The following is a 23,932-nucleotide window of genomic DNA, read 5'->3' on the forward strand; positions in this document are numbered from 1 at the left end:
CCGCCGCCGTCAGGCGGTCGGGGCGTCGTCGTCCCCGCCCCGGGAGCGGTCGTGCCAGCGGGGGTCGTTCTCCCACTCCAGATTGCGCTCCCGCGCCGTCTCCATCGCGTGTTCCGCCTCCTGGCGGCTCGGGTAGGGGCCGAAGCGGTCCTTGGCCGGACAGTCGGGGCCCTCCTCGACCTTCTTGTGCTCCAGGCAGTAGTACCACTCGCCGGCCTTGGCGGTCGTACGCTTCTTGAACAGGGCCATCGTCGGCTCCTTCCTCTGACGCCATGCTGCCCCACGGTCGCCGGCCGGGCGTGTTGTGAACGTCCCGTCCGGCTCACGACGCCACCTCTCAGACACGCCCTAGACTCGCTGGCATGTCTGGCCAGTCGCTGCTCGTACCAGGGGAGATCTCTCCCGTCCGTTCCGTTCCCGGAAACATCCGGCGCCCCGAATATGTCGGGAAACCTGCTCCTACCCCGTACAACGGGCCGGAAGTGCAGACGCCGGAAACGATTGAACTGATGCGGATCGCGGGGCGGATCGCCGCGCAGGCGATGGAGGAGGCCGCGAAGCACATCGCGCCCGGTGTGACCACGGACGAGCTCGACCGGGTCGCGCACGAGTTCATGTGCGACCACGGCGCCTATCCGTCGACGCTCGGTTACCGCGGTTTTCCCAAGTCGCTCTGCACATCCGTCAATGAGGTGATCTGTCACGGCATCCCCGACTCCACGGTGCTGCGTGACGGCGACATCGTGAACCTCGATGTGACCGCCTACATCAACGGTGTGCACGGCGACAACAACGCCACCTACTTCTGCGGGGACGTCGACGAGGAGTCGAGGCTCCTGGTGGAGCGGACCCGCGAGTCGCTGAACCGGGCGATCAAGGCGGTGCGCCCCGGCCGCCAGATCAATGTCATCGGGCGTGTCATCGAGTCGTACGCCAAGCGGTTCGGCTATGGCGTCGTCCGGGACTTCACCGGGCACGGCATCAACTCGTCCTTCCACTCCGGGCTGATCGTCCCGCACTACGACAGCCCGCACGCCACCACCGTCATCCAGCGGGGCATGACCTTCACCATCGAGCCGATGCTCACGCTCGGCACCTACGAGCACGACATGTGGGACGACGGCTGGACCGTGGTGACCAAGGACCGCAGGCGGACCGCGCAGTTCGAGCACACGCTGGTGGTGACGGAGACGGGCGCGGAGATCCTGACGCTGCCCTGAGGTTGCCGCCGGGCGGGCGGGGAGTAGCGTTTTTACCGACAGGACGTCGGGAACCAGTTGACTTAGGTAAGCCTAAGTAAGAGTATCGGTCCTGGCGGCGGCCCCGTGCCGCCGCCGGCCCTTGCCTGCTCCCGTCCCCTCGGTCCCTGGAGGCCCGCCTTGGACGCCACCGCCACCGCCACTCCGTTCTCCACCCTCATCCGGGTCGCCTCGCACGAACAGCACACCGAGGCGGAGACCTCCGCCTTCATGAGCGACATGCTGGGCGGCCGGCTCGGAGTGGACGCGTACACGCGGTACACGGAGCAGCTCTGGTTCGTGTACCGGGCGCTGGAGGGCGCCGCCGAGTCGCTGCGGCCGGACCCGGTCGCCGGTCCCTTCATCCAGGACGAGCTGTTGCGTACGCCCGAACTGGAGCGCGACCTGGCGCATCTGCGGGGCGCCGACTGGCGGACGGGCCTGGAGCCGCTGCCGGCGACCGCCGCGTACGCCGCGCGGATCGAGGAGTGCGCGCGCACCTGGCCGGGCGGCTATGTGGCGCACCACTACACCCGCTATCTCGGCGACCTCTCCGGCGGCCAGATCATCCGTGACACGGCGGAGAAGACCTGGGGCTTCGACCGCAAGGGCGACGGCGTCCGCTTCTATGTCTTCGAGCGGATCTCCAACCCGGCCGCGTTCAAGCGGGGTTACCGCGAGCTGCTGGACCGGGTGGCGGCGGACGATCTGGAGAAGCAGCGGATCATCGGTGAGTGCAAGCGCGCGTTCGACTTCAACGGCGCGGTCTTCCGTGAGCTGGGCGAGCAATTCCCGCTGAGTGCCTGACCGGGGCGCGGCCGGGACGGGCCAGGTGCCCGCCGGCCGTCGCTCAGTGTGCCGAGAGCAGGCGGACGCGTCCGCCTATCTCGATGGAGCCGTCGGGGCCGGGGGCCGTGAGGAGTTGCGACCCCCGGCCCTGAGTGATGTTCAGGGCGCGGCCCAGCTCCGCCGTGAGCAGCAGCGCCGCCGCGCCGGTCGCCTCGTCCTCGGTAATGCCGTCGTCGCGGCGCGGGAAGGCGCGGGCCCTGACCCGGCCCGCCGCCTCGTCCAGCCAGGCCCAGGCGTAGAGCCAGCCCTCGCCGGGCGGCGGAGCGGGCAGTGCGTCGACCTCGGCGGGTGAGGCGTACCGCTGGATCGTGCGCGGCGGCGCCCATTCGGGCCGGGCCGTGATCCAGGTGAACTCGCCGTCCTGGCGCACCCATACCTCTCCGGCGGGCGGATTGACCGCCTCCAGGTCGAGCAGCCAGGCGGCGCCGACGAGCGGATGCCCGGCGAACGGCAGCCGCAGCCCCGGCGTGTAGATGTCGACCACGCCGCGTTCGGGATCGTCGACGAACACGGTCTCGCTGTAGCCGAGCCGGGCCGCGAGCGCCTGCCGGGCCGCCCGGTCCGGGTGGGCGCGCCCCTCGCGGACCACGCCGAGCGTATTGCCGTGCCGGCCGTCGGCGGCGCAGAAGACGCTGAGTACGTCGATGTCTGTCACCCGGGCATTCAAACATCACGGGCCCGCCGGGCGGCACCGCGGTGTGTCCCGGGCCGGACCCCGCGGCGGGACACGGCGGCGGGGCCGCGCCGTCCTTCCGGTCGGTGCGGCCCCGCCGTCGCGGGCGTGAGCGCGAGGGTTACGCGGTCTCCTCCTGGGGTGCCCGGCGGCGCTTCGCCGCGAAGACCACGGCCGCGCCCGCGGCGGCGACGGCGCCCGCCGCGCTCAGCAGCGTGCCCGCCGGGATCTCGGAGCCGGTGGAGGCGAGGGCGCCGGTGGACGCGAGGGAGCCGGCGCCGCCGACGGTACCGCCGCCGGCCGTACCGCCCGTGGAGCCACCCGTCGTGCTACCCGTCGTACCGGAGTCGCCGCCCGTGCCGCCGGAGTCGCCGCCGCCGCCCGGGAGCTCGGCGTCGTCGTCCAGCGCGACCGCGAGGGTCAGCGTGTCGAGCGCCGTGCCGGCCGGGTACATGCCGCCGAACGCCTTCGTGCCGTCGGCGGTGAGGGTCGCGGGAACACCGCTCAGGGTGACGACGCCGTCCTTGGCCACCGGGCCGCCGGCCGGGAGGTCCAGCGTGGCGAAGGTCAGGCCCTTGAAGGTGGTGACCTTGTGGGTCTCCCGGTCCTTGGCGCGGACGTCCGCGACGAGCGTGCCCCTGCCGTCCTTCACCTCGACCCGGAGCCCGCTCAGGCCGAGGTCGAGCACATACTCACCGGCCTCCTCGTGGCCGAGGAAGCGGACCGTACCGGCGAAGGACGCGGAGAGTGTCCCCGTGTCCGCGTCGAAGGTGCCCGTTCCGCCGGAGAAGCGGTAGGCGGCGCCGGACCGGGTGGCGCCGCCGGAGAGTTCGACCCTGCCCTTGGCGATCGGTCCCGTGACATAGGACCGGAAGGACTCCTTCACACCCCAGTCCAGATCGCCGTCGACGATCGTGACGTCCTCGGCGGCCGGCGGTGCCTCGCCGACCGGGGCGGTGGGGGTCGGGGTGGTCCCGCCGGTGGGCGCTCCGGTGGGCACGGTCGCCGTGGGGGTCGGGCTCGGCTGCGGCTCGGTCGGGGTCGGCGTCGGGGTGGGGGTCGGCGTGCCGCCCGTCGAGTACGCGACGGCGAGGGTGGCCTTGTCCAGCTCCGTGCCCGCCGCGTACATGCCGTTGAACGCCTTCGCGCCGTCGGCGGTCAGCCTGGCGGGGATGTCCTTGAACACCATCGTGCCCGCCCCGGTCTCCGGGCGGATGCCCGTCAGATCGATCTCGGCGAGGTCGATGTCGTCCTGGGTGGTGCCGTTGAGGCTGACGTCCGCCTGTATGGCGCCGCCGGTACCCTCGGTGACCAGCTTGACGTCGGCGATCCGGATGTCGAAGCCGTGCGCGGCGGAGCTGAACCGCACCCCGCCGTCGAAGTCCGTGGCCACGTTGTGTGTCGCCGGGTCATAGGTGCCCGTGCCGTTGGTGAAGGTGAAGGGACCATTTCCGGTGGCCTGGGTGGCGCCTTCGGTGGCCGAGATCGTGCCTGCGGCGATGCCCGTCACATACCTCCGGAAGGACTCCTTCAGGCCCCAGTCCAGGGTGCCGTCCTTCAGCTCCAGCTTCGGGGCACCGGGCGCGGCGGGCGCCGCGGCGGGGACACCGGCCGCGAGTGCCGGGAGGGTGAAGGCGGTGGCGCCGAGAGCGGCCGCCGTCGCGATGGCGGCGGCGAGGGCCCGGGGGCGGCGAGTGGCTGCCATGGTGGTGTTCTCCTCGATGGGTCGTGGGTCGTTGGTCGGCGCGGGCGCGGACGTGCGTCTCCGACGGCACGGAAGGCGCGCCGCGCGTGGATCGCGTGGGTGTTCAGTGGCCGCCGGGTCCGGCGGCGGCGCGGCGCCTGCGGACGGCGAGCACTCCGAGTCCCGCGGCGACGAGCAGGCCCGCGCCGATCGCCGCGTACGTTCCGGCGCCGGCGGACGGCGCGGAGGATCCGGAAGGTGCCGCGTTCCCGGTGGCCGGGCCCGCGGTGCGGCCGGTGGCCGCCGAGGGCTCAGGACGCGCGGAGGGTGTGGCGTCGCTGCCCAGATCGGGCAGGGCGGGCAGGCGCGCCGCCCGGTCGACGGCGACGGCGAGCGAGACGGGATCCATCGCCGTGCCCGCCGAGTAGAGGGAGCCGAATGCCCTGGCGCCCGCCGAAGTGAGCGTGGCGGGGGCCTCGTTGACCGAGGCGAGGCCGCGCCTGGGGGTGAAGTCCTTGGCCGCGAAGGTGACGAGCGGTACCGCCCTGGCCGGCGTCCGGCCCGTGGTGGCGTCGGTGACATCGGCGGACAGGGTGCCCCGGCCGTCGCTCACCCGGACGGTGATCCGGCTCAGCGTCAGGTCGAGGCCGGTGCCGGTGAACCGGACACTGCCCGCGAAGGCCGCGTCGAGCGTCCGCTTCCCCGGGTCGTACGAGCCCGTGCCCCGGGGGAAGCGGAACAGCGCGCCGCCGTCCCGGGCGCCGCCGCTCAGCGTCCAGCGGCCCTGGGCGATGGAGCCGGTGACGTACTCGCGGTAGGTGCGGCGCACGCCCCAGTCGACGGCCGCGTCCTGGAACGTTCCGGCGGCCCTGGGCCCCGTCTTCCCCTTCTTCGTGGCACCGCCGCCCGCGGGTTTGTCCACGGGCTTCTTCGCCGCCGCGACATCCACGGAGAGGCTCACCGGGTCGAGCGGCGTACCGGCGGTGTAGTAGCCGGCGAAGGCGGTGGCGCCGGTCGGGGTGAGCCTCGCCGGGACGTTGGCGAGGGCGACCGGGCTGCCGCCGCCCGTCATGTCGATCCCGGCGAGGTCGAGCGCGGCGAGCGGGACCTGGGAGGCGGTGGTGACCCTGCCCGATCCCTTCGCCTTGCTGGTCATGTCCGCGTAGAGGGTGCCGCCGCCACCGGAGATCCGCACGGTGGGGCGGCTGATCGTGAGGTCGAGCTCATACGTCCCGTCGGCCTTCCGGTGCCCGAGGAAGCGGACGCCGCCGGCGAATCCGGCGCGGAAGGCCCCGCTCCCGGGGTCGTAGGTGCCGGTGGCGGAGTGGAAGCGGAACTGGCTGCCGCCCACGGTGGCCGCGCCCCCGACGAGGCTCCAACTGCCATGCGCTATGGGCCCGGTGACATAGCTCTGGAACGAGGACTTGATGCCCCAGTCGAGCCGGCCGCCCTGGACCGTGCGGTCCGCCGCCTGTGCGCCGGCGGCCGGCAGCAGGGCCACCGGCAGCGCCAGGAGAAGCGCGACGGCGAACGCGCGCAGGGGTCTGAAGGACGGCATGAGCTCACTCCCACGTCTGAACGAGCCGGAATCCGGGCAGCCCCGGACCTGGCAAGCAAGGTAAGGCTAACCTAAGCTATCTCATGCTGTTCCGGAACCTCCCGGTCCAGGGAAACGGCGGCAAAGCGCCACACAACGATGGACAGACCCCCTGACCACCAGCAGAACGAACAGGACGGTGCACTCCGTGCGCAGATCACGTCTGGCGGGTGCGCTTCTCTCCGTACTCGCCCTCGCCCTGACCGCCACCGGCTGCGGGGACGGCGGCTCCACATCCGGCTCCGGCTCCGGCCCCGGAGACAGGACCGGTGCGCGCGCCGCCACGGCGGACCGGGTCGAGCCGTTGGCGTCCGTGCCCGCGCCCCGGCTGCCCGTCACCGTGGACTCGGCGGACGGCCGGCGCGTGACGGTCACCTCGGCCGACCGGATCGTGCCGCTGACCGGCTCGCTGAACGAGATCGTCTTCACCCTCGGTCTCGGCGCGAAGGTCGTGGCCCGGGACATCACCGCCACGTTCGAACAGGCGGCGAAGCTGCCGGTGGTGACCCGGGCGCACGATGTCTCGGCGGAGAGCGTGCTCTCGCTGAAGCCGACCATCGTCATCGCCGACACCTCCACCGGCCCCGCCGAGGCCATCGGCCAGATTCGCGACGCCGGGATCCCGCTGGTCGTCGTCGAACCGGCGAAGAGCCTCGGCGATGTCGGGAAACGGATCGACACGGTGGCCGCCGCCCTCGGCGTCAAGGCGGCGGGCACCGAGCTGAAGGCACGTACCGAGCGGCGGATCGCCGCCGTACGGGCGGACATTCCCGCCCGGGAGTCCGGCGCGAGGCCCCGCGTCGCCTTCCTCTATCTGCGCGGCTCGGCCTCCGTCTATCTGCTCGGCGGCGGTGACTCCGGGGCGAGTTCCCTGCTGGAGGCCGCCGGAGCGGTCGACGCGGGCAAGGAGTCCGGGCTGCGGAAGGACTTCACCCCGATCACGAGCGAGGCGCTGGCGAAGGCCGCGCCCGACGCGATCCTGGTGATGACCAAGGGCCTCGCGTCGGTGGGCGGTACGGACGGCCTGGTGAGGATCCCGGGGGTCGCGGAGACACCCGCCGGGATGGACCGCAGGGTCGTCTCCGTCGACGACGGCGTGCTGCTGAACTACGGCCCCCGCACCGACCGGGTGCTGCGGTCGATCGTCGACCAGCTCTACGGGGACGGGAACTGATATGACGGCGACCCCCACCCACGCGCCGGCCGACGGCGCCCCGGAGACGGACGGTCCGCCCGCGCCGGCCGCCGGGGCCCGGGCCGAGAGCCGGCGGCGGCCCGGGAACACAGCCCTGCTGACCGGCGGGCTGCTCGGGGCGCTGATCGTGCTCTGTCTGCTCTCCGCCGGGACCGGCGCATACCACATACCGCTCGCGGACGTGCTCGCCTCCGTCCAGCACCGGGCCGGCCTCGGCGGCGCCGCGCTCGACCGTGTCGGGGAGAGCGTCCTGTGGAACGTCCGGCTGCCACGGGTCGTGCTCGCGCTGCTCGTCGGCGCCTCGCTCGGCTGCGCGGGCGCCCTGACGCAGGGCGTGTTCGGCAATCCGCTCGCCGAACCGGGCGTCATCGGCATCTCGTCGGGCGCCGCCGTCGGCGCGGTGGCCTCGATCGCGCTGGGGCTGGGCTTCTTCGGCAACTGGACGGTGACGTTCTGCGCGTTCGCCGCCGGGCTGGCGACGGTACTGCTCGTCTACGCGCTGTCCCGCTCGGGCGGCCGTACGGAGGTGGTCACGCTCATCCTGACCGGGATAGCGGTGAACGCGTTCGCGGGTGCGCTGATCGGGCTGTTCATCTTCTTCGCGGACAACGCGCAGATCACCCAGATCACCTTCTGGCAGCTCGGTTCGCTGGCGCAGGCGACCTGGCCGAAGGTGCTGGCGGTGCTGCCGTGCGCGCTGGCCGGGCTGGCCGTGGCGCCGTTCCACGCCCGGAAGCTCGACCTGCTCGCGCTCGGAGAACGGCCCGCCCGCCATCTCGGTGTGGATGTCGAGCGGCTCCGTACGGTCTTGGTCCTGGTGGTCGCGCTGCTCACCGCCGCCGCGGTCGCGGTGGCCGGGATCATCACCTTCGTCGGGCTGCTGGTGCCTCATCTGCTGCGGATGGCGCACGGCCCCGGCCATCGCTTCCTGGTGCCGGGCAGCGCGCTCGGCGGCGCGCTGGTGCTGGTGGCGGGCGACCTGGCGGCCCGTACGGTCGCGGCCCCCGCCGAGCTCCCGCTGGGTGTGCTCACCGCTCTCCTCGGCAGTCCGTTCTTCTTCTGGCTGCTGCGCAGGACCCGTCGCAGGCAGGGCGGCTGGGCATGACCGGCGCCGCGCCGCCGTATCCGCATCCGCATCCGCATCCGCATCCGAGGAAGTCGCCCATGCGTCTCAGGAGTCTGTTCGCCGCGCGGGAGCGCACCCTGCCCGGGCCCGTCCGGCCGGGCACCGCCGTCGCCGCAGCCGAGGGACTGCGGCTCCGTCTCGGGCAGCGCGAGGTGCTCTCCGGGATCGACCTCACCGTCCGCGCCGGTGAGGTGCTCGCGCTCGTCGGGCCCAACGGCGCCGGGAAGTCGACCCTGCTCGCCGCACTCGCCGCCGATCTGCGCCCGGACAGCGGAAGGGTACGGATCGGCGGCCGGCCGGCGGACGACTGGTCCGCGCCGGAACTCGCCCTGCGCCGCGCCGTGTTGCCGCAGGCCGCCACGCTCTCCTTCCCGTTCCCGGTCGCGGAGGTGGTACGGATGGGCCGGGCGCCATGGGCGGGGACCGCGCTGGAGGACGAGGACGGGGCCGCCGTCGCCGAGGCGATGGCGCTCACCGAGACCACGGAGTTCGCCGGGCGTCCCTTCTCCGCGCTCTCCGGCGGCGAGCGGGCCCGGGTCGCCCTCGCCCGGGTGCTGGCGCAGCGGGCGCCACTGCTGCTGCTCGACGAGCCGACCGCCGCGCTCGATCTGCGCCATCAGGAACTGGTGCTGCGGATCTGCCGGGCGCGCGCGGCGGCGGGCGACGCCGTCGTGGTCGTCCTGCACGACCTGGGGCTGGCGGCGGCGCACGCGGACCGGGCCGCCGTCCTGCACGACGGCCGGATCGCCGCCGAGGGGCCGCCGGAAGACGTCTTCCGCGACGAACTGCTGAGCCGGGTCTACCGGCAGCCCGTCGAGGTCCTCCGCCATCCCGCCACCGGAGTGCCGCTGGTGATCCCGAGGCGGGTCGCTTGACCGCCGCTTTGCGTCCCCGTGGGGCCTCCATGGAGCTGTCGTAACCTCCCCGTATCCGGCCAAAAGAGTGAGATCTGAATCACCTGACCGGCGGGTAGCGCTTAGGAAAGCCTCGGTTAAGTTAGGTCCGCCTCAGTACCCCCATTCCATCCATCGTGGAGCCCTGTATGCGACCCGTCCGCCTCTCCGTCGCCACCGCCGTCGCCGCGGTGGCCGCCCTGACCACCGTCACGGGCTGCGCCGAGAAGAGCGACACCAAGGCCGGCGACGGCGCCGTCCGGGTCACGGCGAAGGACGACTCCTGCGAGGTCTCCAGGACGGAGTTCCCGGCGGGCCATGTCGAGCTGGCCGTGGAGAACAAGGGCTCCAAGGTCACCGAGGTCTATGTCCTCTTCCCGGACGACCGCATCGTCACCGAGCGGGAGAACATCGGCCCCGGCACCAAGGCCAAGGTCACCGCCGAGGTGAAGGCCGGTACGTACGAGATCGCCTGCAAGCCCGGTATGAAAGGCGACGGCATCCGGCAGAAGATCACCGTCACCGGCGGCACCGCCGCCAAGCGCAGCCCGGAGATGGACGCGGCGGTCGCCGCGTACCGCACGTACGTCCAGGCGCAGGCCGACGAGACGCTGCCCAAGGTCAAGGTCTTCACCGACGCCGTGCGCGCCGGAGACACCGAGGCCGCGAAGAAGGCGTACGCCCCCTCCCGGATCGGCTGGGAGCGCACCGAGCCGGTCGCCGAGTCCTTCGGTGACATCGACCCCAAGGTGGACGTCCGCGCCGACGGCCTGGAGGACGGCCAGAAGTGGACCGGCTGGCACCGGCTGGAGAAGGAACTCTGGCAGGACAAGAAGCTCGGCCCGGACGCGAAGGCGCTCGCCGACGCCCTCGACAAGGACCTCACCGACTGGCAGACGCGCGTCGGCAAGGCCGAGATCACACCGACCTCCATGGCCAACGGCGCCAAGGAACTCCTCGACGAGGTCGCGTCCGGCAAGGTCACCGGCGAGGAGGAGCGCTACAGCCACACCGACCTGGTCGACTTCAAGGCCAATGTCGAGGGCGCGCAGCACTCCTACGAGCTGCTCAAGCCGGTCGCCTCGAAGAACGACCCGGCGCTGGTGACCGAGCTGGACAAGCGGTTCGCCGCGATCAACACGCTGCTCGACACGTACCGCGCCGCACCTGACTCGTACGACTTCACCTCGTACGAGAAGGTCGGCGAGGCACAGCGCAAGGAGCTGTCGGACGGTGTGAACGCGCTGGCCGAGCCGCTCTCCAAGCTCGCCGCCGCCGTCGTCAAGTAGCCGTCGAGCAAGGGAACACCGGGACATGTCCGACGAAACACCGGAGTCCCCGGCGACGGGCCGGGGCGGTCCTTCCCGTGCCGCGCCCTCCCGGCGTGCGCTGCTGGGCTGGGGCGGTGCCGGGCTGGCGCTGGGCGCCGCCGCGGCCGGCGGCGCGGTGGCCGCCGTACGGGACGGGGACGGCGCCGCGTCCGCGAGCGGCACCGGCGGGGCCGTCCCCTTCCACGGGCCGCACCAGGCCGGTATCGCCACCGCCGTCCAGGACCGGCTGCACTTCGCCGCGTTCGACGTGACCACGGAGGACCGCGCCGAACTGGTCCAGTTGCTCAAGGACTGGACCCGGGCCGCCGAGCGGCTGACGGCGGGGCGCACGGTCGGTGAGGGCGCGTACGGCGGTCTCGCCGAGGCCCCGCCGGACGACACGGGCGAGGCGCTGGGCCTCCAGCCGTCCCGGCTCACGCTCACCTTCGGCGTCGGCCCCTCGCTCTTCGCCAAGGACCGGTTCGGGCTGGACAGCCGCCGTCCGGCCGCGCTGGTCGACCTGCCGAAGTTCCCCGGCGACAATCTCGATCCGGCGCGCGGCGGCGGCGATCTGTGTGTCCAGGCGTGCGCGGACGATCCGCAGGTCGCGGTGCACGCGATCCGCAATCTGGCCAGGATCGGCTTCGGCAAGGTCGCGGTGCGCTGGTCGCAGCTCGGCTTCGGCAAGACGTCCTCGACGACACCGGGCGCCCAGACCCCGCGCAATCTCTTCGGATTCAAGGACGGCACCAGCAATATCGCGGGCACCGACACCGCCGCGCTCACCCGTCATGTGTGGGCGGCGGAGCGGGACGGCGCCGCCTGGATGGCCGGCGGCTCCTATCTGGTCGCCCGCCGGATCTCGATGCGGATCGAGACCTGGGACCGCACGTCCCTCCAGGAGCAGGAGGACGTCTTCGGCCGGGACAAGGGCGAGGGCGCGGCCGTCGGCCGGGCCCACGAGCACGACCGGCCCCGTCTGGAGGCCATGCTGCCGACGTCGCACGTACGGCTGGCGCACCCGGACTCGCACCACGGCGCCCGGCTGCTGCGCCGGGGCTACTCCTTCACGGACGGCACGGACGGTCTGGGCCGGCTGGACGCGGGGCTGTTCTTCCTGGCGTACCAGCGCGACATACGGGACGCCTTCATCCCCGTACAGCAGAGCCTCGCGCGCTCCGACGCGCTCAACGAGTACATCCAGCACGTGGGTTCAGCGGTCTTCGCGATCCCGCCGGGCGTCCGGGACACGGACGACTGGTGGGGCCGGACGCTGATCTCCTAGTACCTGATCTCCGAGAAGCAGAAGGGACCCGACGCCGTGTTCGGCAATTACCTGATCGGTCTGCGCGAAGGGCTGGAGGCCAGTCTCGTCGTCTGCATCCTGATCGCGTATCTGGTGAAGACGGACCGGCGTGACGCGCTGCGGCCCATCTGGGCCGGTATCGGCGTCGCGGTCGCCCTCGCGCTCGGCTTCGGCTGCGCGCTCGAATTCGGCTCGCAGGAGCTGACGTTCGAGGCTCAGGAGGCGCTCGGCGGCTCGCTGTCGATCGTCGCGGTGGCGCTGGTGACGTGGATGGTCTTCTGGATGCGGCGTACCGCGCGGCATCTGAGGGCGGAGCTGGACGCCAAGCTCGACGCGGCGCTGCGGATGGGCACGGGCGCGCTGGTCGCGACGGCCTTCCTGGCGGTGGGCCGGGAGGGGCTGGAGACCGCGCTGTTCGTCTGGGCGTCGGTGCGGGCGTCGTCGGACGGCACGCACGGGCCGCTGGTCGGGGTGCTGCTCGGCATCGCCAGCGCGGTGGTGCTGGGCTGGCTCTTCTACCGGGGCGCGGTCAGGATCAATCTGGCGAAGTTCTTCACCTGGACCGGCGGAATGCTGGTGGTCGTCGCGGCGGGCGTGCTCGCGTACGGCGTGCACGACCTCCAGGAGGCGCGCTTCCTCGGCGGTCTCTCCGACCGCGCCTTCGACATCAGCTCGACGGTCCCGCCGGACAGCTGGTACGGCACTCTGCTCAAGGGCGTCTTCAACTTCCAGCCGGATCCGACGGTGCTTCAACTCGTCGTGTGGTGCCTGTATCTGGTCCCGACGCTCGCTCTGTTCCTGGCCCCGGTATGGTTCGGACGGTCAGTGGGGGTCAAGGAGCAGAAGGCGACCGATGAGCAGGCTGAGAAGGCCGATTCGGGCAGCGGCGGGGCTCGCGGCGGTGACGGCGCTGGCGCTGACGGCGAGCGGGTGCGTGACGGTGCACGGGGAGCTGGCGGTCGTACCGTCGGCGAACCGGAGTGAGGCCGCGCGGGCGCTGAAGGACTTCACCGACGCGTACAACAAGGCGGACAAGGCCTACGATCCGGCGCTCGACGCGGGCCGGGTGACCGGCGCCCTCGGCGCGATCAACCAGGCCGGTCTGAAGGCGCGGAGCATCACGAGCCCGGACGGCAATCCCGGGCACCAGCCGCTCGAACTGGCCGACGCGAAGTACACGATCCCGAAGAAGGCCGGCTGGCCGCGCTGGTTCGTCGCGGACACCGACAGCAACCGTGACCGGGACGGCGGCCCCGAGGACAACCGCTGGGTGCTGGTCTTCGTACGCGAGGCGCCCGGCAAGCAGTGGCAGGTGCCCTATCTGACGATCCTCTCCCCGGACGAGGTCCCCGTCTTCAGGACGGACAAGGACGGCTGGGGCGAGGCGGTGGCACCGGACAGCGAGGCGCTGTCGGTGGCGCCGAAGGATCTGAGCGCGGAGTACGCCTCGTATCTGGGGAGCGGAGAGCCGGCGCATTTCGCGCCGGGCCCGCATACGGACGCCTGGCGGGAGACCCGCGCGAAGAACGCGCGGCTGCCCGGTCTCACCACGCAGTATGTCGACCAGCCGCTGACCGGCGGAGACTTCGCGCCGCTGGGGCTGATGACCAAGGACGGCGACGCGCTCGTCTTCTTCGCCACGCGCTACTTCGAACGCCAGACGGGCGCGAAGGGGGTCCGGCCGCCGGCGAACGCGGACGTGAGGGCGCTCATGACGGGTGAGGTGAAGACCACGGTCACCAAGGAGTGGGTGTCCAGCCAGGCGGTCCTGGTACCGCGCGCCGGTGGCGCGCAGGTCGTGGTGTCGGGCCGCCTCCAGGGGGTCACCGGGGCCACGGGCTCCTAGCCCCGGTTCGTGGCTGAGAAGCGAGACGGGCTCCTAGCCCCGGTTCGTGGCTGAGTAGCGGCGCCGTCCGCTCAGCGGCCCATCGGCCAGGCCACCGCGTGCGGATCCAGCTCGGCGTTCTCCCCCGCGTACCGGGCGCACGCGTCGGTCAGCGCCTCCAGGAGCGTCAGCGGGTCCGGCAGCGGGTGTTCGGGGCCGCGCAGCCAGCGCACCGCGAGTTCGCCGGGAAGCCGGGCCGGAGGCACGAGCACATAGCTGCCCCGGCAGTGCCAGCGCAGCCCGGGGTGTTCGTCCATGGTCTCGGGATGGCAGTCCAGCTCACAGGGCCACCACTCGTCCTCGTCCTCGGGGGTGCCGCGGGTCGCGGTGAAGAAGAGCATGCGGTCACCGCCGGAGTCGGCCACCGGGCCGATGTCCACGCCCTCTTCGAGCAGGCGCTCCAGCGCCCGGCTGCCTGCTTCCAGCGGGACGTCGAGGACGTCGTGGATCATGCCGGTCGCGGTGATGAAGTTGGCCTCGGGCTGGTTCCGCGCCCACCGCTCGATCTGCGCGCGGTCGGTGGTGGACTGGGTCCCCCACGCGAAGGAGAGGGGGTGCCGGGCCGGGGTCGGACAGCCGATCCGCTCGCAGGAACATCGGTAGCCGACCGGATGCGCGGCGGGCGAGACGGGCATACCGGCGTCGGCGACGGCGAGCAGCAGTGCCTCCCGGCCACCGGCGTCTCCGTCGAGCCCGGGATCACCGGCGCTCTTCTTGGGGCGCCTGCGCAGCCACTGGGGAATCCTGCTCTCCGTGCCGCGGTAGCGGCCGAAATCGTCGCCCATCTATCCCCTCACACACCTCACGCTCGTCCCTGCGGACACTCCCATGGTCGCACCATCCTGCTCCTCAGGTGGCCGTGCTCCCCAACCGGGGTACGGAGACCGGACCTCGGCCCCGGTGAACTTCTCGCCGTATATACCGAAATGCACCGAGGGTTCGACGGCCGGTGCCCGATGGCGTCGGACACATGGCGGCGGCCGGCGACCGCTCAGCGCCGCGGCGCCAGACCGTACAGCGCGTACTCGACAACCCGGTCCGCGTACTCGTGCGTCAGCGGAAACGTCCGCAGCAGCCAGCGATGGGCCACCGGTCCCGTGAACTGCTCCAGGGCGACACGGAGGTCGAGGTCCTGGCGCACCTGTCCGGCGTCCTGGGCGGCCCGCAGCCGCCTCACATAGAGCTGGAGCTGTGGTTCGAGCAGCTTTCCGACGAACTCCGCGCCCAGCTCGGCGTCGACGATCCCCGCGGCGGTGAGCGCCCGGCTCGGCACGTCGAACCGGGGGTCGTTCATCTCGTCGACCGTGGCCCGCAGCACCAGCTTGAGATCGGCCTCCAGATCACCGGTGTCGGGGATCCCGTCCACCGGGACCCCCTCGGCCGCCGCCCGCGCCGTCCGGTCGGCGAGACCGAGAAAGGCGTCCAGCAGCACCGCTCCCTTGGAGGGCCACCAGCGGTAGATCGTCTGCTTGCCCACCCCGGCGCGGGCCGCGATGCCCTCGATCGTCGTCTTCGGATAGCCCACCTCGCCCACCAGCGCGAGGGCCGCGTCATGGATGGCGCGGCGGGACCGCTCGCTGCGCCGGGTGGAGTCGGGTGTCCTGCTCTCAGCCATGGGCCCAATCTACCGAGAGGGCAAGCCGATACGTGTCGTCTCACTCCCGCACCGGACCGGGCGGCGGCACGCCATGACCGCCGTACGGCCGACCGGGGTACGGCCGACCGAGCCGTCCATGGAAACCACCCGAATGGATCACAGCGCGGGGCCCCCGCGGAGCGGAGCATGGCTTGCACGCACATGCTGTGCGCACCACCGCTCGTGAGGAGCCCCCCTTGCCTCGTGACGCCTCGCCCCGCCGCTATCTCATGTGTCCGCCGCACCACTTCCGGGTGACGTACTCGATCAACCCCTGGATGGATCCGGCGAAACCGGTGGACCTTCCGCTCGCGCTCGCCCAGTGGGAAGACCTCCGCGACCGCTTTCTCGCCCTCGGCCACACCGTCTCGCTGCTGGATCCCCGGCCCGGCCTGCCCGACATGGTCTTCACGGCCAATGGCGCCACGGTCATCGACGGCAAGGTGCTCGGCGCCCGCTTCGCGTATGAGGAGCGCATGCCGGAGGCCGAGGCGCATCTGGCCTGGTTCCGTGCCCGGGGATACACCGAGATCCATGAGCCGGCGCACATCAACGAGGGGGAGGGCGACTTCGCCGTCACCGCCTCCTGGCTGCTGGCCGGGCGCGGCTTCCGCTCCAGTCCGCTCTCCCACGACGAGGCACAGGAGTTCTTCGGCCGGCCGGTGATCGGCCTGGATCTGATCGATCCGCGCTACTACCACCTGGACACGGCGCTCTGTGTGCTGGACGACACGGCGGACGAGATCATGTACTACCCGGGCGCCTTCTCACCGGGCAGCAGGTCCGTGCTCGCCCGGCTCTTTCCCGACGCGCTCGTCGCCTCGGAGGAGGACGCGGCGGTGCTCGGTCTGAACGCGGTGAGCGACGGCCGCCATGTGCTGCTGCCCGCCACGGCGGCCGGGCTGTTCGCGCCGCTCCGTGACCGCGGGTTCGTACCGGTCGGCATCGATCTGGGTGAGCTGCTCAAGGGCGGCGGCAGTGTGAAGTGCTGCACCCAGGAGCTGAGGGGCTGACCGCTACGCGTCCGGCGGCTCTTGCGTGGCGCGGGGCGGCCAGACATCGCCCCAGGCCGTGTCCCTGGCCGCCCGGTACAGCGGGCCGTGCCGCTTGGTGACCGTCTCCCGCCGCAGCCCGTCCTCCACGGTGCACAGGTCGAGCAGCACCTGGCCCTTGCGGATCTGCGGCTTGCGCGTCACCCGGCCCTGCGCCGGGCTCGCGTCGAAGCGCACCGCCGCGACATAGCTGAACTTCTCGTCCTCGTAGGCCAGCGAGCCTCCCTTCACCTGCCGGTGCAGGGAGGACCGGCTGACCCGCGCCGCGAAGTGGCACCAGTCCTCGCCCGGTTCGATCGGGCAGGCGCCGCTGTGCGGGCAGGGCGCGGCGATCCGCAGCCCGGCCGCGATGAGCCGATCACGCGCCTCGATGATCCGGAGATAGCCGTCCGGGGTGCCGGGCTCCACGACCACCACGGCCCGCGCGGCCCGGGCGGCCTCGGCGACCAGCGCCTCCCGGTCCCGTTCCGCCAGTTCCTTCAGTACGTACGAGACGGTCACCAGGTCGCTCTCCGGCAGCTTCAGCGCCGCTCCGATCCTGGCCTGCCGCCATTCGGCGGCACTCAGCCCGGGAAGGCCGGAGGCGGCGGCCAGTTCGCGGCCGAGGGCCAGCGCGGGCTCGGCCCAGTCCAGGACGGTGGTGGCGCGCGGTTCCCCCCAGATCGCGTCGGCCGCCCAGATCGCGGCCCCGGTCCCGCCACCGACGTCCACATGGCTGCCGGGCACCCAGTCCGGCGCGGCCCCGGCCAGCCCGTCCAGGGCCGCCCGTACCGCTTCGAAGGTCGCGGGCATCCGGTACGCCGCGTAGGCGGCGACGTCCGACCGGTCGCGCAGCACCGGCGCGTCCGTGGGGGTGGCGCCGCGGTAGTTGGCGATCAGCCGGTCGACGGCCTGTCCCGCCTGCTTGGGCGGCAGCCCGTCGAGCAGCCCGGCGAGCGCGGTCCGCAGGACGTCCGGGGTGGAGAGGGTGACGTTCACCGCCGAATTCTACGGCGGCGTTCGCCGGACTCGCGCGATGGCGCCCGCCACAGTGGCCACGGGGACGCGGTCGGCGACTGCCCCAACGCACCACCTGACTCTGCGGCAGCCCCCGCCCCGTCGGAGTCCTGTTGTCCGGCCGCTCAAATCGCCGAGATCTCCAGGGGATTCATATAGTCGCGGAACCGGCTCACCTGACCGTCCTGCCGCGTGACAAACCAGATGTAACTCAGGTCGAGCGGCGATCCGTCCGCCGCGCGGTAATGGCGAGCGACGGCCTCGACGATCAGGTCGTCCTGGGACTCGTAGGCTCGGACCTCCGTAAGAGAGCCGTAGCGGAGCCGGCCGCTGTCAAGGAGGTCCCGCATAAAAGTACCGATCTCCTCACGGCCCTGGAGCCGCACCGGGCCCGTGGGGGTGAAGGGAATCTCATAGAGCGCGTCCGGAGCGAAGATCGATGTGAAGCCGTCGAGATCACGGGCCCACAGCGCGTCAAGTGCGCGAGAAAACCACGGGGGCAGGGTGGATGATGAGGACATGCTATCTCCAGTCAGGTTTCGAACCTGTGTGTCCTGAGCAGCCTAACATCAATACGGACCATCAGTCCGAAATTCTCGGACGGAGGCGGGGCCGCCCTTCGACATCGCCTGCCGTCGTGCTCGCCGCCGCGGACGGCCTCTTCGCCGGAGCCGACGTCAGCGGTGTCTCCGTGGATGACATCGCAGCGGCGGCCCATGTCGGGAAAGGGACGATCTTCCGGCTCTTCGGCAGCCGCGACGGCCTGCTGGACGCCCTGTGGGCCACCAAAGCCCAGGATCTGCGGGACCAGGTGGAGAACGGCCCCCCGCCGCTTGGGCCCGGAGCCCCGGCGCGGGAGCGGGCCGTGGCCTTCCTCGACGCGGTGCTCACCTTCAAGCTCGACAACCGCAACCTGCTGAGAGCCCGGGAAGTCGCCACGGCAGGACTCCTGCAAAGCGAGCAATACCGGTGGATGCGGGACCTGCTGGCGCGGACCGCGACGGAGGCCATGCCCACACTGACAACCGAGGACGCCGAATACCTGGCGCACGTCTTGCTGGCCACCGTGCACATCACTCTCATCGACGAGCTATTGGCATCGGGACAGACCCCCTCCGCGATACGCCGCGTCCAGCGAGCACACGTACTCGCCGTCTTGAGCAGCGAACTCGGCTGAGAGTCGTCCCGCAATCCCCGGCGGGCAGGCCGGTGACGGTCCGCCGCCCCGCCCCCCTCCGGATTCCCTCGTCTCCCTCGATGTGTACGACGCGGCCGACGGCTCCCGGCGGCGGATCGAGGTCCCCTGGCGCGGCTGAGCGGTGCGGCCGGGCGCCGGGTCAGGCGCCGGCGGGCTGGGCGTGCTGTTCCATGGGGCGCTGGTGCTGCCAGGGACGTACGAGGCCCAGGAAGCAGGCGACCGCGCCAACCGCGCACACAAGCTGGACGACGGCCATCGGGACCGCGGTCTCCTCCCCCGCGATACCGACGAGCGGTGAGGCGATGGCGCCGATCAGGAACGACGACGTACCGATGAGGGCGGAGGCCGAGCCCGCCGCGTGCGGGGTCCGCATCAGCGCCTGGGCGTTGGTGTTGGGCATCGCGAGGCCCATCGCCGACATCAGCACGAACAGGGCCGCCGCCACCGGGAAGAGCCCCACGGTCCCGAACACCCCGGAGGTCATCAGCAGCAGCGCCAGCCCGGCGAGGGTGATGACGACCAGACCGAAGCCCAGCACCCGGTCCATGCTGACCCGGCCGACCAGCACCTTGCCGTTGATCTGGCCGACGGCGATCAGGCCGATGGAGTTGACGCCGAAGAGCAGGCTGAAGGTCTGCGGCGAGGCACCGTAGATCTCTTGCACCACGAACGGCGAGGCGGAGACGTACGCGAACAGCGCGGCGAAGGCGAGCCCGCCCGCCAGCATGTAACCGGTGAAGACCCGGTCGGCGACCAGGCCCCGCATGGTGCGCAGCGCCTCGCCGACGCCACCGCTGTGCCGCTTCTCCGGCGGCAGCGTCTCGTGCAGGAACTTCCAGACGACCAGGGTCAGCAGGGCGCCGATCACGGTCAGGACGACAAAGATGCCGCGCCAGTCCGTGAGGCGCAGCACCTGGCCGCCCAGGACGGGCGCGATGACCGGCGCGACGCCGGAGATCAGCATCAGCGTCGAGAAGAAGCGCGCCATCTCGACGCCGTCGTACAGGTCGCGCACCACCGCGCGGGAGATCACGATGCCCGCCGCTCCGGCCAGCCCCTGGAGGAGGCGGAAGCCGATGAGGAGTTCCGTGGTGGGGGCCAGCGCGCAGATGGCCGTGGCGAGGACATAGACGACCATGCCGAGCAGCAGGGGCTTGCGCCGGCCCCATTTGTCGCTCATGGGTCCGACGACGATCTGGCCGAGGGCCATGCCCGTCAGACAGGCGGTGAGGGTGATCTGGACGGTCGCGGCGGGCGAGTTCAGCGCGCGGGTGACCTCGGGCAGCGCCGGGAGGTACATGTCCATGGAGAGCGGCGGCAGCGCGGTGAGTCCGCCGAGGACCAGGGTGACCAGCAGTCCGACCCCGCGCGCGGCCGCCACGGGCGGGGTCGTGTGGGTGGCTGACGGAGCCCCGGCCGGTCCCGGACGCTGGGCCGGCACCTCTTCCGACAGGCGTCGGCCTGAAGGTATATGTCCTTTACGTCCCTCGGTGGTCTGCCCGCCGTCCGGCATCCGCATCTCCATGTCGTTGAATCCTTACCTATGCTCTCAGCTCAGCGAGAGTGGTCGAGACCTTTTTAATGGGGCGGATATGGCAGCCGGACAGGTGGTACAGGACAGAGCCGTGCGCTGGGGCGTGCTGGCGACGGGCGGCATCGCGGCGCGGTTCACGGCCGATGTGCTGGAGCTGGCGGACGCCGAGGTCGTCGCGGTGGCCTCGCGCAGCGACGCCTCCGCGCGGGAGTTCGCCGGACGGTTCGGGATCGCCCGCGCCCATGGCGACTGGGCCGGGCTGATGGCCGACGAGGACGTGGATGTCGTCTACGTCGCGACTCCGCACTCCGCGCACCGGGCCGCCGCCGGGCTCGCCCTCTCCGCCGGAAAGCCGGTGCTGTGCGAGAAGGCGTTCACGCTCAACGCCAGGGAGGCCGGCGAGCTGGTGTCGCTCGCCCGGGAGCGGGACCTCTTCCTCATGGAGGCCATGTGGACCTACTGCAACCCCGTCATCCTGCGCCTGGTGGAGCTGGTACGGGACGGGGCGATCGGTGAGATCCAGACCGTCCAGGCCGACTTCGGCCTCCAGGGCCCCTTCGCCCCGGAGCACCGGCTGCGCGACCCCGCGCTCGGCGGCGGCGCCGTCCTGGACCTCGGGGTGTATCCGGTGTCCTTCGCGCAGCTTCTGCTGGGCGAGCCCGACCGTGTGCACGCCGACGCGCTGATCTCCCCGGAGGGCGTGGACCTCAACACCGGGATTCTGCTCGGCTGGGACTCGGGGGCGACGGCGCTGCTGTCCTGCTCGGTGACGGGCGAGACCCCGAGGACCGCGACGGTGACGGGCACCACCGGCCGGATCGAGGTACCGGCCGGCTTCTTCGACCCGGAGCGGTTCGTCCTGCACCGGAGCGGCGCCGAGCCCGAGGAGTTCACGGCCGCGAGCGGACTGCGCGGGATGCAGCACGAGGCGGCCGAGGTGATGCGCTGCCTGCGGACCGGCGAGACGGAATCACCGCTGGTGCCGCTGGACGGCACGCTCGCGGTGATGCGTACGCTCGACGCGGTGCGGGAGCGCGTCGGTGTCCGCTTCCCGGTGGACGGGCCGACCGGCTGACCGGCCGGCTGCGCCTGACGGTGTGCCGGTCTGCCGGAGGGGCGGTACCCGGGCGCCGCCGTCAGGCCGGCTTGAGGCCCGGGTCGCCCACCTCGGTCACAAACGACGCCGCCGTGGTGACCGGGGCGCCGGACTTCGTGACGGCGGAGAGTGTCTTGAAGTCCGACCGGGCCTGGCGCTCGCCGAGGGTCACGGTCACATAGCCGCGCCGCCCGTTGTAGAACCTCATGTGCGGATTGGCCGCCATGTGCGCGGCCCAGTCGAGCGGCTTGTCCTTGCCGTCCTTGCCGCTGGCGATGGAGGTCGCCACGATCTCGGTGCCGAGCGTGCGCGAAGCCGGATCGTTCCAGTCCTTCTTCAGGTCGTACGCGTTACCGGTGTGCACATCGCCGGTCAGCACCATGAAGTTCTTGATGCCGGACCGCTCCACCCCGTCCATGAGCCGCTGCCGGGAGGCCGGGTAGCCGTCCCACGAGTCCATCGACAGCTTGAAGTCGGGCGTCGAGAGATTGCGCCGCCGGGCGAAGGTCACCTGCTGCGGTACGACGTTCCAGGTGGCACCCGACGTCCGCCAGCCGTCCAGCAGCCACTGCTCCTGGGTCTCGCCGGTCAGGGTGCGCGACGGGTCCTCGGACTCGGGGCCCGGGGTCTGCCAGCCGTCGCCGTACGCCTGGTTGGAGCGGTACTGCCGGGTGTCCAGGATGTCGAACTGCGCGAACCGCCCGAAGCTCAGCCGCCGGTAGAGCCGCATGTCGGGTCCCCTGGGCTGCTGCGGCTTGCGCAGCGGCTGGTTCTCCCAGTACGCGCGGTAGGCGGCGGCCCTGCGCAGCAGGAACTCCTCCGGCGGCACGTCGTTCTCCGGCGTCCCCGTCGCGTAGTTGTTCTCGGTCTCGTGGTCGTCCCAGGTGACGACGAACGGATGCGCGGCGTGCGCGGCCATCAGGTCGGGGTCCGACTTGTAGAGGCCGTACCGCATCCGGTAGTCCTCCAGCGTGACCGTCTCGCGGTTGAAGTGCGCGGGCAGCCGGCGGTCGGTGTAGGCGCGGGCGCCGCCGGAGGAGGTCACGGCGTATTCGTACAGATAGTCGCCGAGGTGGAAGACGACATCGAGGTCTTCCTGGGCGAGGTGCCGGTACGCGGTGAAGTAGCCGTCGTGGTACGCCTGGCAGGAGACCGCGGCGAACCTGAGCGAGCTGATCCGCGCGGTGCGCAGCGGCGCGGTGCGGGTGCGGCCGACGGGGCTGAGCCAGGTACCGGCGCGGAAGCGGTAGTAGTACACCCGGTCGGAGGCCAGCCCCCGGACATCGACATGCACGCTGTGGTGCAGCTCCGGATGCGCCTGCGTGTGTCCGCGGAAGACGATCCGGCGGAAGTTCGCGTCGCGGGCCAGCTCCCAGCGCACGGACACCCGGCTCGTCGGCAGCCCGCTGTACGGCTCGTAGGGGCGGGGCGCGAGCCGGGTCCAGAGCACCACGCCGTCCGGGCGCGGGTCACCGGAGGCGACGCCGAGGGTGAACGGATTCTCCGCGATCTTCCTGGCGTCCAGTTCGGCGGCGCTCGCGGTGCCGGTGCGCGGGAGGTCGACAGCGAACGCGAGGGCGGCGGCGGCCGCGGTGCCGGTCAGGAACCGGCGGCGCGCGATATGTGCGGCGGCGGCTCTGAGCTCCGGCGCGTGGGTGCCCGCCGTGCGGCGCTGAACAGGTGTCATATGCCCCTCCCCTGGTGGTGTTTGTCGCATACATCACAGCGGGGGGCGGAGGCGCCCTATGTCGCGTACACAACATCAATATGGCGAATGGATGATTGCGCCGTGTCAGACGTTCCGGGCCCGCGAAGATTGTCCGGACACGGCCCAGCTGCGCCCACAGTTGTACCTCACGTACGCTGCGTAGCCATGGACGCCATGCGGAACAACGACATCAAGCGGAAGTTCGCCGTGGTGACGGGGGCGGGCTCGGGCATCGGACGGGCGGTGGCGCGGCTCCTCGGTGAGGCGGGCTGGTCGGTGGCGCTCGCCGGGCGGCACAGCGAGACGCTGGAGGAGACGGCCCGGGAGATGAGCGGTGACGTTCTCTCCGTGCGCACCGATGTCTCACGCCCCGAGGACGTCGACGCGCTGTTCGCCGCGGTGAGTGAGCGGTACGGCCGGCTCGACCTGCTCTTCAACAACGCGGGCACCTTCGGCCCCGGCGGCATCTCGCTGGAGGACCTGCCGTACTCGGCCTGGCGGAAGGTCCTCGACACCAATCTGACCGGCACCTTCCTCTGCGCTCAGGCGGCGTTCCGGCTGATGAGGGCTCAGCGTCCGCAGGGCGGCCGGATCATCAACAACGGCTCGGTCTCGGCGCACGCCCCCCGGCCCGACTCGGTGGCCTACACCGCCACGAAGCACGGCATGACCGGGCTCACGAAGTCGCTGTCGCTGGACGGCCGTCCGTACCGGATCGCCTGCGGCCAGATCGACATCGGCAACGCGGCGACCGACATGACGGAGCGGATGCGCCGCGGAGTGCCGCAGGCGAACGGCGAGTTGGCGGTGGAGCCGGTGATGGACGTGGCGGACGTGGCCAGGACGGTGCTGCACATGGCGGAGCTGCCGCTGGAGGCGAACATCCAGTTCGCCACGGTGCTGGCGACGGCGATGCCCTTCGTGGGCCGGGGCTGAGGACCCCCGGGCACGCCCGC

Annotated in this window: 23 protein-coding genes; 13 read left to right on the top strand and 10 right to left on the bottom strand. The window is 71.8% G+C overall.

The genetic code is table 11. The annotated features are described in order from the left end of the window. Window positions 1–9: 9 nt before the first annotated feature. Window positions 10–249, bottom strand: coding sequence for a hypothetical protein (locus tag ABZ707_RS02120; RefSeq protein WP_360166219.1), 240 nt, complete (start codon window positions 247–249; stop codon window positions 10–12). Window positions 250–362: 113 nt separating this feature from the next. Here ABZ707_RS02120 and map point away from each other — a divergent pair, with 113 nt between their 5' ends. Together map and ABZ707_RS02130 are read left to right on the top strand one after the other, a co-directional pair. Beyond that, on the top strand, window positions 363–1,220 hold the full coding sequence (map, locus tag ABZ707_RS02125; RefSeq protein WP_360166222.1) for a type I methionyl aminopeptidase: 858 nt from the start codon (window positions 363–365) through the stop codon (window positions 1,218–1,220). Window positions 1,221–1,379: 159 nt separating this feature from the next. Beyond that, window positions 1,380–2,045, top strand: a complete 666-nt coding sequence (locus tag ABZ707_RS02130) for a biliverdin-producing heme oxygenase (protein ID WP_360166225.1) — start codon at window positions 1,380–1,382, stop codon at window positions 2,043–2,045. Between the two features lie 43 nt (window positions 2,046–2,088). Here ABZ707_RS02130 and ABZ707_RS02135 read toward each other — a convergent pair whose 3' ends face one another. The 3 genes from ABZ707_RS02135 to ABZ707_RS02145 all read right to left on the bottom strand — a co-directional run bounded on the left by ABZ707_RS02135 (window position 2,089) and on the right by ABZ707_RS02145 (window position 6,002). Beyond that, a complete protein-coding gene (locus ABZ707_RS02135; protein WP_360166228.1) occupies window positions 2,089–2,742 on the bottom strand; it encodes a PhzF family phenazine biosynthesis protein in 654 nt (217 codons plus the stop codon). Window positions 2,743–2,881: 139 nt separating this feature from the next. Next, window positions 2,882–4,465, bottom strand: a complete 1,584-nt coding sequence (locus ABZ707_RS02140; protein WP_360166231.1) for an HtaA domain-containing protein — start codon at window positions 4,463–4,465, stop codon at window positions 2,882–2,884. A 103-nt stretch (window positions 4,466–4,568) separates the two neighbouring features. After that, window positions 4,569–6,002, bottom strand: coding sequence for an HtaA domain-containing protein (locus ABZ707_RS02145; RefSeq protein ID WP_360166233.1), 1,434 nt, complete (start codon window positions 6,000–6,002; stop codon window positions 4,569–4,571). 187 nt (window positions 6,003–6,189) lie between these two features. Here ABZ707_RS02145 and ABZ707_RS02150 point away from each other — a divergent pair, with 187 nt between their 5' ends. The 7 genes from ABZ707_RS02150 to ABZ707_RS02180 all read left to right on the top strand — a co-directional run bounded on the left by ABZ707_RS02150 (window position 6,190) and on the right by ABZ707_RS02180 (window position 13,717). Then, a complete protein-coding gene (locus tag ABZ707_RS02150; RefSeq protein ID WP_360166236.1) occupies window positions 6,190–7,215 on the top strand; it encodes an ABC transporter substrate-binding protein in 1,026 nt (341 codons plus the stop codon). Between the two features lies 1 nt (window position 7,216). Beyond that, window positions 7,217–8,341: an iron ABC transporter permease gene (locus ABZ707_RS02155; protein ID WP_360166239.1), complete on the top strand. Its 1,125-nt coding sequence runs from the start codon at window positions 7,217–7,219 to the stop codon at window positions 8,339–8,341. 59 nt (window positions 8,342–8,400) lie between these two features. Continuing rightward, window positions 8,401–9,237: a heme ABC transporter ATP-binding protein gene (locus ABZ707_RS02160; protein WP_360166242.1), complete on the top strand. Its 837-nt coding sequence runs from the start codon at window positions 8,401–8,403 to the stop codon at window positions 9,235–9,237. 167 nt (window positions 9,238–9,404) lie between these two features. Further along, entirely contained in the window at window positions 9,405–10,544 is a 1,140-nt protein-coding gene (gene efeO / locus ABZ707_RS02165; protein ID WP_360166245.1) for an iron uptake system protein EfeO, read from the top strand. 25 nt (window positions 10,545–10,569) lie between these two features. Further along, window positions 10,570–11,850, top strand: a complete 1,281-nt coding sequence (gene efeB, locus ABZ707_RS02170; protein WP_360166248.1) for an iron uptake transporter deferrochelatase/peroxidase subunit — start codon at window positions 10,570–10,572, stop codon at window positions 11,848–11,850. Window positions 11,851–11,886: 36 nt separating this feature from the next. Next, a complete protein-coding gene (gene efeU / locus ABZ707_RS02175) occupies window positions 11,887–12,855 on the top strand; it encodes an iron uptake transporter permease EfeU (protein ID WP_360166251.1) in 969 nt (322 codons plus the stop codon). Then, window positions 12,773–13,717: a hypothetical protein gene (locus ABZ707_RS02180; protein WP_360166955.1), complete on the top strand. Its 945-nt coding sequence runs from the start codon at window positions 12,773–12,775 to the stop codon at window positions 13,715–13,717. The genes efeU and ABZ707_RS02180 overlap by 83 nt, the downstream gene beginning before the upstream one ends. A 71-nt stretch (window positions 13,718–13,788) precedes the next feature. Here the strand turns inward: ABZ707_RS02180 and ABZ707_RS02185 are convergent, their stop codons facing one another. Together ABZ707_RS02185 and ABZ707_RS02190 are read right to left on the bottom strand one after the other, a co-directional pair. After that, a complete protein-coding gene (locus tag ABZ707_RS02185; RefSeq protein WP_360166254.1) occupies window positions 13,789–14,541 on the bottom strand; it encodes a bifunctional DNA primase/polymerase in 753 nt (250 codons plus the stop codon). A 206-nt stretch (window positions 14,542–14,747) separates the two neighbouring features. Further along, a complete protein-coding gene (locus tag ABZ707_RS02190; RefSeq protein WP_360166257.1) occupies window positions 14,748–15,371 on the bottom strand; it encodes a TetR/AcrR family transcriptional regulator in 624 nt (207 codons plus the stop codon). A gap of 188 nt (window positions 15,372–15,559) precedes the next feature. Here ABZ707_RS02190 and ddaH point away from each other — a divergent pair, with 188 nt between their 5' ends. Beyond that, on the top strand, window positions 15,560–16,405 hold the full coding sequence (ddaH, locus tag ABZ707_RS02195; RefSeq protein ID WP_360166260.1) for a dimethylargininase: 846 nt from the start codon (window positions 15,560–15,562) through the stop codon (window positions 16,403–16,405). 3 nt (window positions 16,406–16,408) lie between these two features. Here ddaH and ABZ707_RS02200 read toward each other — a convergent pair whose 3' ends face one another. Together ABZ707_RS02200 and ABZ707_RS02205 are read right to left on the bottom strand one after the other, a co-directional pair. Further along, window positions 16,409–17,422 carry a small ribosomal subunit Rsm22 family protein gene (locus ABZ707_RS02200; protein ID WP_360166263.1) on the bottom strand — a complete coding sequence of 338 codons (1,014 nt, stop codon included), beginning with the start codon at window positions 17,420–17,422 and terminating at the stop codon, window positions 16,409–16,411. Between the two features lie 143 nt (window positions 17,423–17,565). Then, on the bottom strand, window positions 17,566–17,961 hold the full coding sequence (locus ABZ707_RS02205) for a nuclear transport factor 2 family protein (RefSeq protein ID WP_360166266.1): 396 nt from the start codon (window positions 17,959–17,961) through the stop codon (window positions 17,566–17,568). Window positions 17,962–18,077: 116 nt separating this feature from the next. Between ABZ707_RS02205 and ABZ707_RS02210 the strand changes: the two genes are divergently transcribed. Beyond that, the gene (locus ABZ707_RS02210; protein WP_360166269.1) at window positions 18,078–18,617 is read left to right on the top strand and encodes a helix-turn-helix domain-containing protein; all 540 of its coding nucleotides are present in this window, start codon (window positions 18,078–18,080) and stop codon (window positions 18,615–18,617) included. 160 nt (window positions 18,618–18,777) lie between these two features. Here the strand turns inward: ABZ707_RS02210 and ABZ707_RS02215 are convergent, their stop codons facing one another. Beyond that, on the bottom strand, window positions 18,778–20,151 hold the full coding sequence (locus ABZ707_RS02215) for a Bcr/CflA family multidrug efflux MFS transporter (RefSeq protein ID WP_360166958.1): 1,374 nt from the start codon (window positions 20,149–20,151) through the stop codon (window positions 18,778–18,780). Window positions 20,152–20,230: 79 nt separating this feature from the next. Here ABZ707_RS02215 and ABZ707_RS02220 point away from each other — a divergent pair, with 79 nt between their 5' ends. Beyond that, the gene (locus tag ABZ707_RS02220; RefSeq protein ID WP_360166272.1) at window positions 20,231–21,247 is read left to right on the top strand and encodes a Gfo/Idh/MocA family oxidoreductase; all 1,017 of its coding nucleotides are present in this window, start codon (window positions 20,231–20,233) and stop codon (window positions 21,245–21,247) included. 61 nt (window positions 21,248–21,308) lie between these two features. Here ABZ707_RS02220 and ABZ707_RS02225 read toward each other — a convergent pair whose 3' ends face one another. Then, window positions 21,309–22,955 (bottom strand): alkaline phosphatase D family protein, encoded by a 1,647-nt coding sequence (locus ABZ707_RS02225; protein ID WP_360166275.1) that lies wholly within the window; start codon window positions 22,953–22,955, stop codon window positions 21,309–21,311. A gap of 186 nt (window positions 22,956–23,141) precedes the next feature. Here ABZ707_RS02225 and ABZ707_RS02230 point away from each other — a divergent pair, with 186 nt between their 5' ends. Further along, the gene (locus tag ABZ707_RS02230; RefSeq protein ID WP_360166278.1) at window positions 23,142–23,912 is read left to right on the top strand and encodes an SDR family oxidoreductase; all 771 of its coding nucleotides are present in this window, start codon (window positions 23,142–23,144) and stop codon (window positions 23,910–23,912) included. Window positions 23,913–23,932 lie beyond the last annotated feature (20 nt).

Origin of the sequence: Streptomyces sp. NPDC006923 (genome assembly GCF_040635655.1) — a bacterium.
In the GTDB taxonomy this organism is placed as follows: Bacteria; Actinomycetota; Actinomycetes; order Streptomycetales; family Streptomycetaceae; genus Streptomyces.

Bases quoted from the DNA above. Each gene is read 5' to 3' on its own strand.
- ABZ707_RS02185 (WP_360166254.1), bottom strand. From the start codon at position 14,541: ATGGGCGACGATTTCGGCCGCTACCGCGGCACGGAGAGCAGGATTCCC.
- ABZ707_RS02225 (WP_360166275.1), bottom strand. From the start codon at position 22,955: ATGACACCTGTTCAGCGCCGCACGGCGGGCACCCACGCGCCGGAGCTC.
- ABZ707_RS02220 (WP_360166272.1), top strand. From the start codon at position 20,231: ATGGCAGCCGGACAGGTGGTACAGGACAGAGCCGTGCGCTGGGGCGTG.
- ABZ707_RS02145 (WP_360166233.1), bottom strand. From the start codon at position 6,002: ATGCCGTCCTTCAGACCCCTGCGCGCGTTCGCCGTCGCGCTTCTCCTG.
- ABZ707_RS02215 (WP_360166958.1), bottom strand. From the start codon at position 20,151: ATGCCGGACGGCGGGCAGACCACCGAGGGACGTAAAGGACATATACCT.
- map (WP_360166222.1), top strand. From the start codon at position 363: ATGTCTGGCCAGTCGCTGCTCGTACCAGGGGAGATCTCTCCCGTCCGT.
- ABZ707_RS02140 (WP_360166231.1), bottom strand. From the start codon at position 4,465: ATGGCAGCCACTCGCCGCCCCCGGGCCCTCGCCGCCGCCATCGCGACG.
- ABZ707_RS02190 (WP_360166257.1), bottom strand. From the start codon at position 15,371: ATGGCTGAGAGCAGGACACCCGACTCCACCCGGCGCAGCGAGCGGTCC.
- ABZ707_RS02120 (WP_360166219.1), bottom strand. From the start codon at position 249: ATGGCCCTGTTCAAGAAGCGTACGACCGCCAAGGCCGGCGAGTGGTAC.
- ABZ707_RS02155 (WP_360166239.1), top strand. From the start codon at position 7,217: ATGACGGCGACCCCCACCCACGCGCCGGCCGACGGCGCCCCGGAGACG.
- efeO (WP_360166245.1), top strand. From the start codon at position 9,405: ATGCGACCCGTCCGCCTCTCCGTCGCCACCGCCGTCGCCGCGGTGGCC.
- efeB (WP_360166248.1), top strand. From the start codon at position 10,570: ATGTCCGACGAAACACCGGAGTCCCCGGCGACGGGCCGGGGCGGTCCT.
- ABZ707_RS02230 (WP_360166278.1), top strand. From the start codon at position 23,142: ATGGACGCCATGCGGAACAACGACATCAAGCGGAAGTTCGCCGTGGTG.
- ABZ707_RS02205 (WP_360166266.1), bottom strand. From the start codon at position 17,961: ATGTCCTCATCATCCACCCTGCCCCCGTGGTTTTCTCGCGCACTTGAC.
- ABZ707_RS02160 (WP_360166242.1), top strand. From the start codon at position 8,401: ATGCGTCTCAGGAGTCTGTTCGCCGCGCGGGAGCGCACCCTGCCCGGG.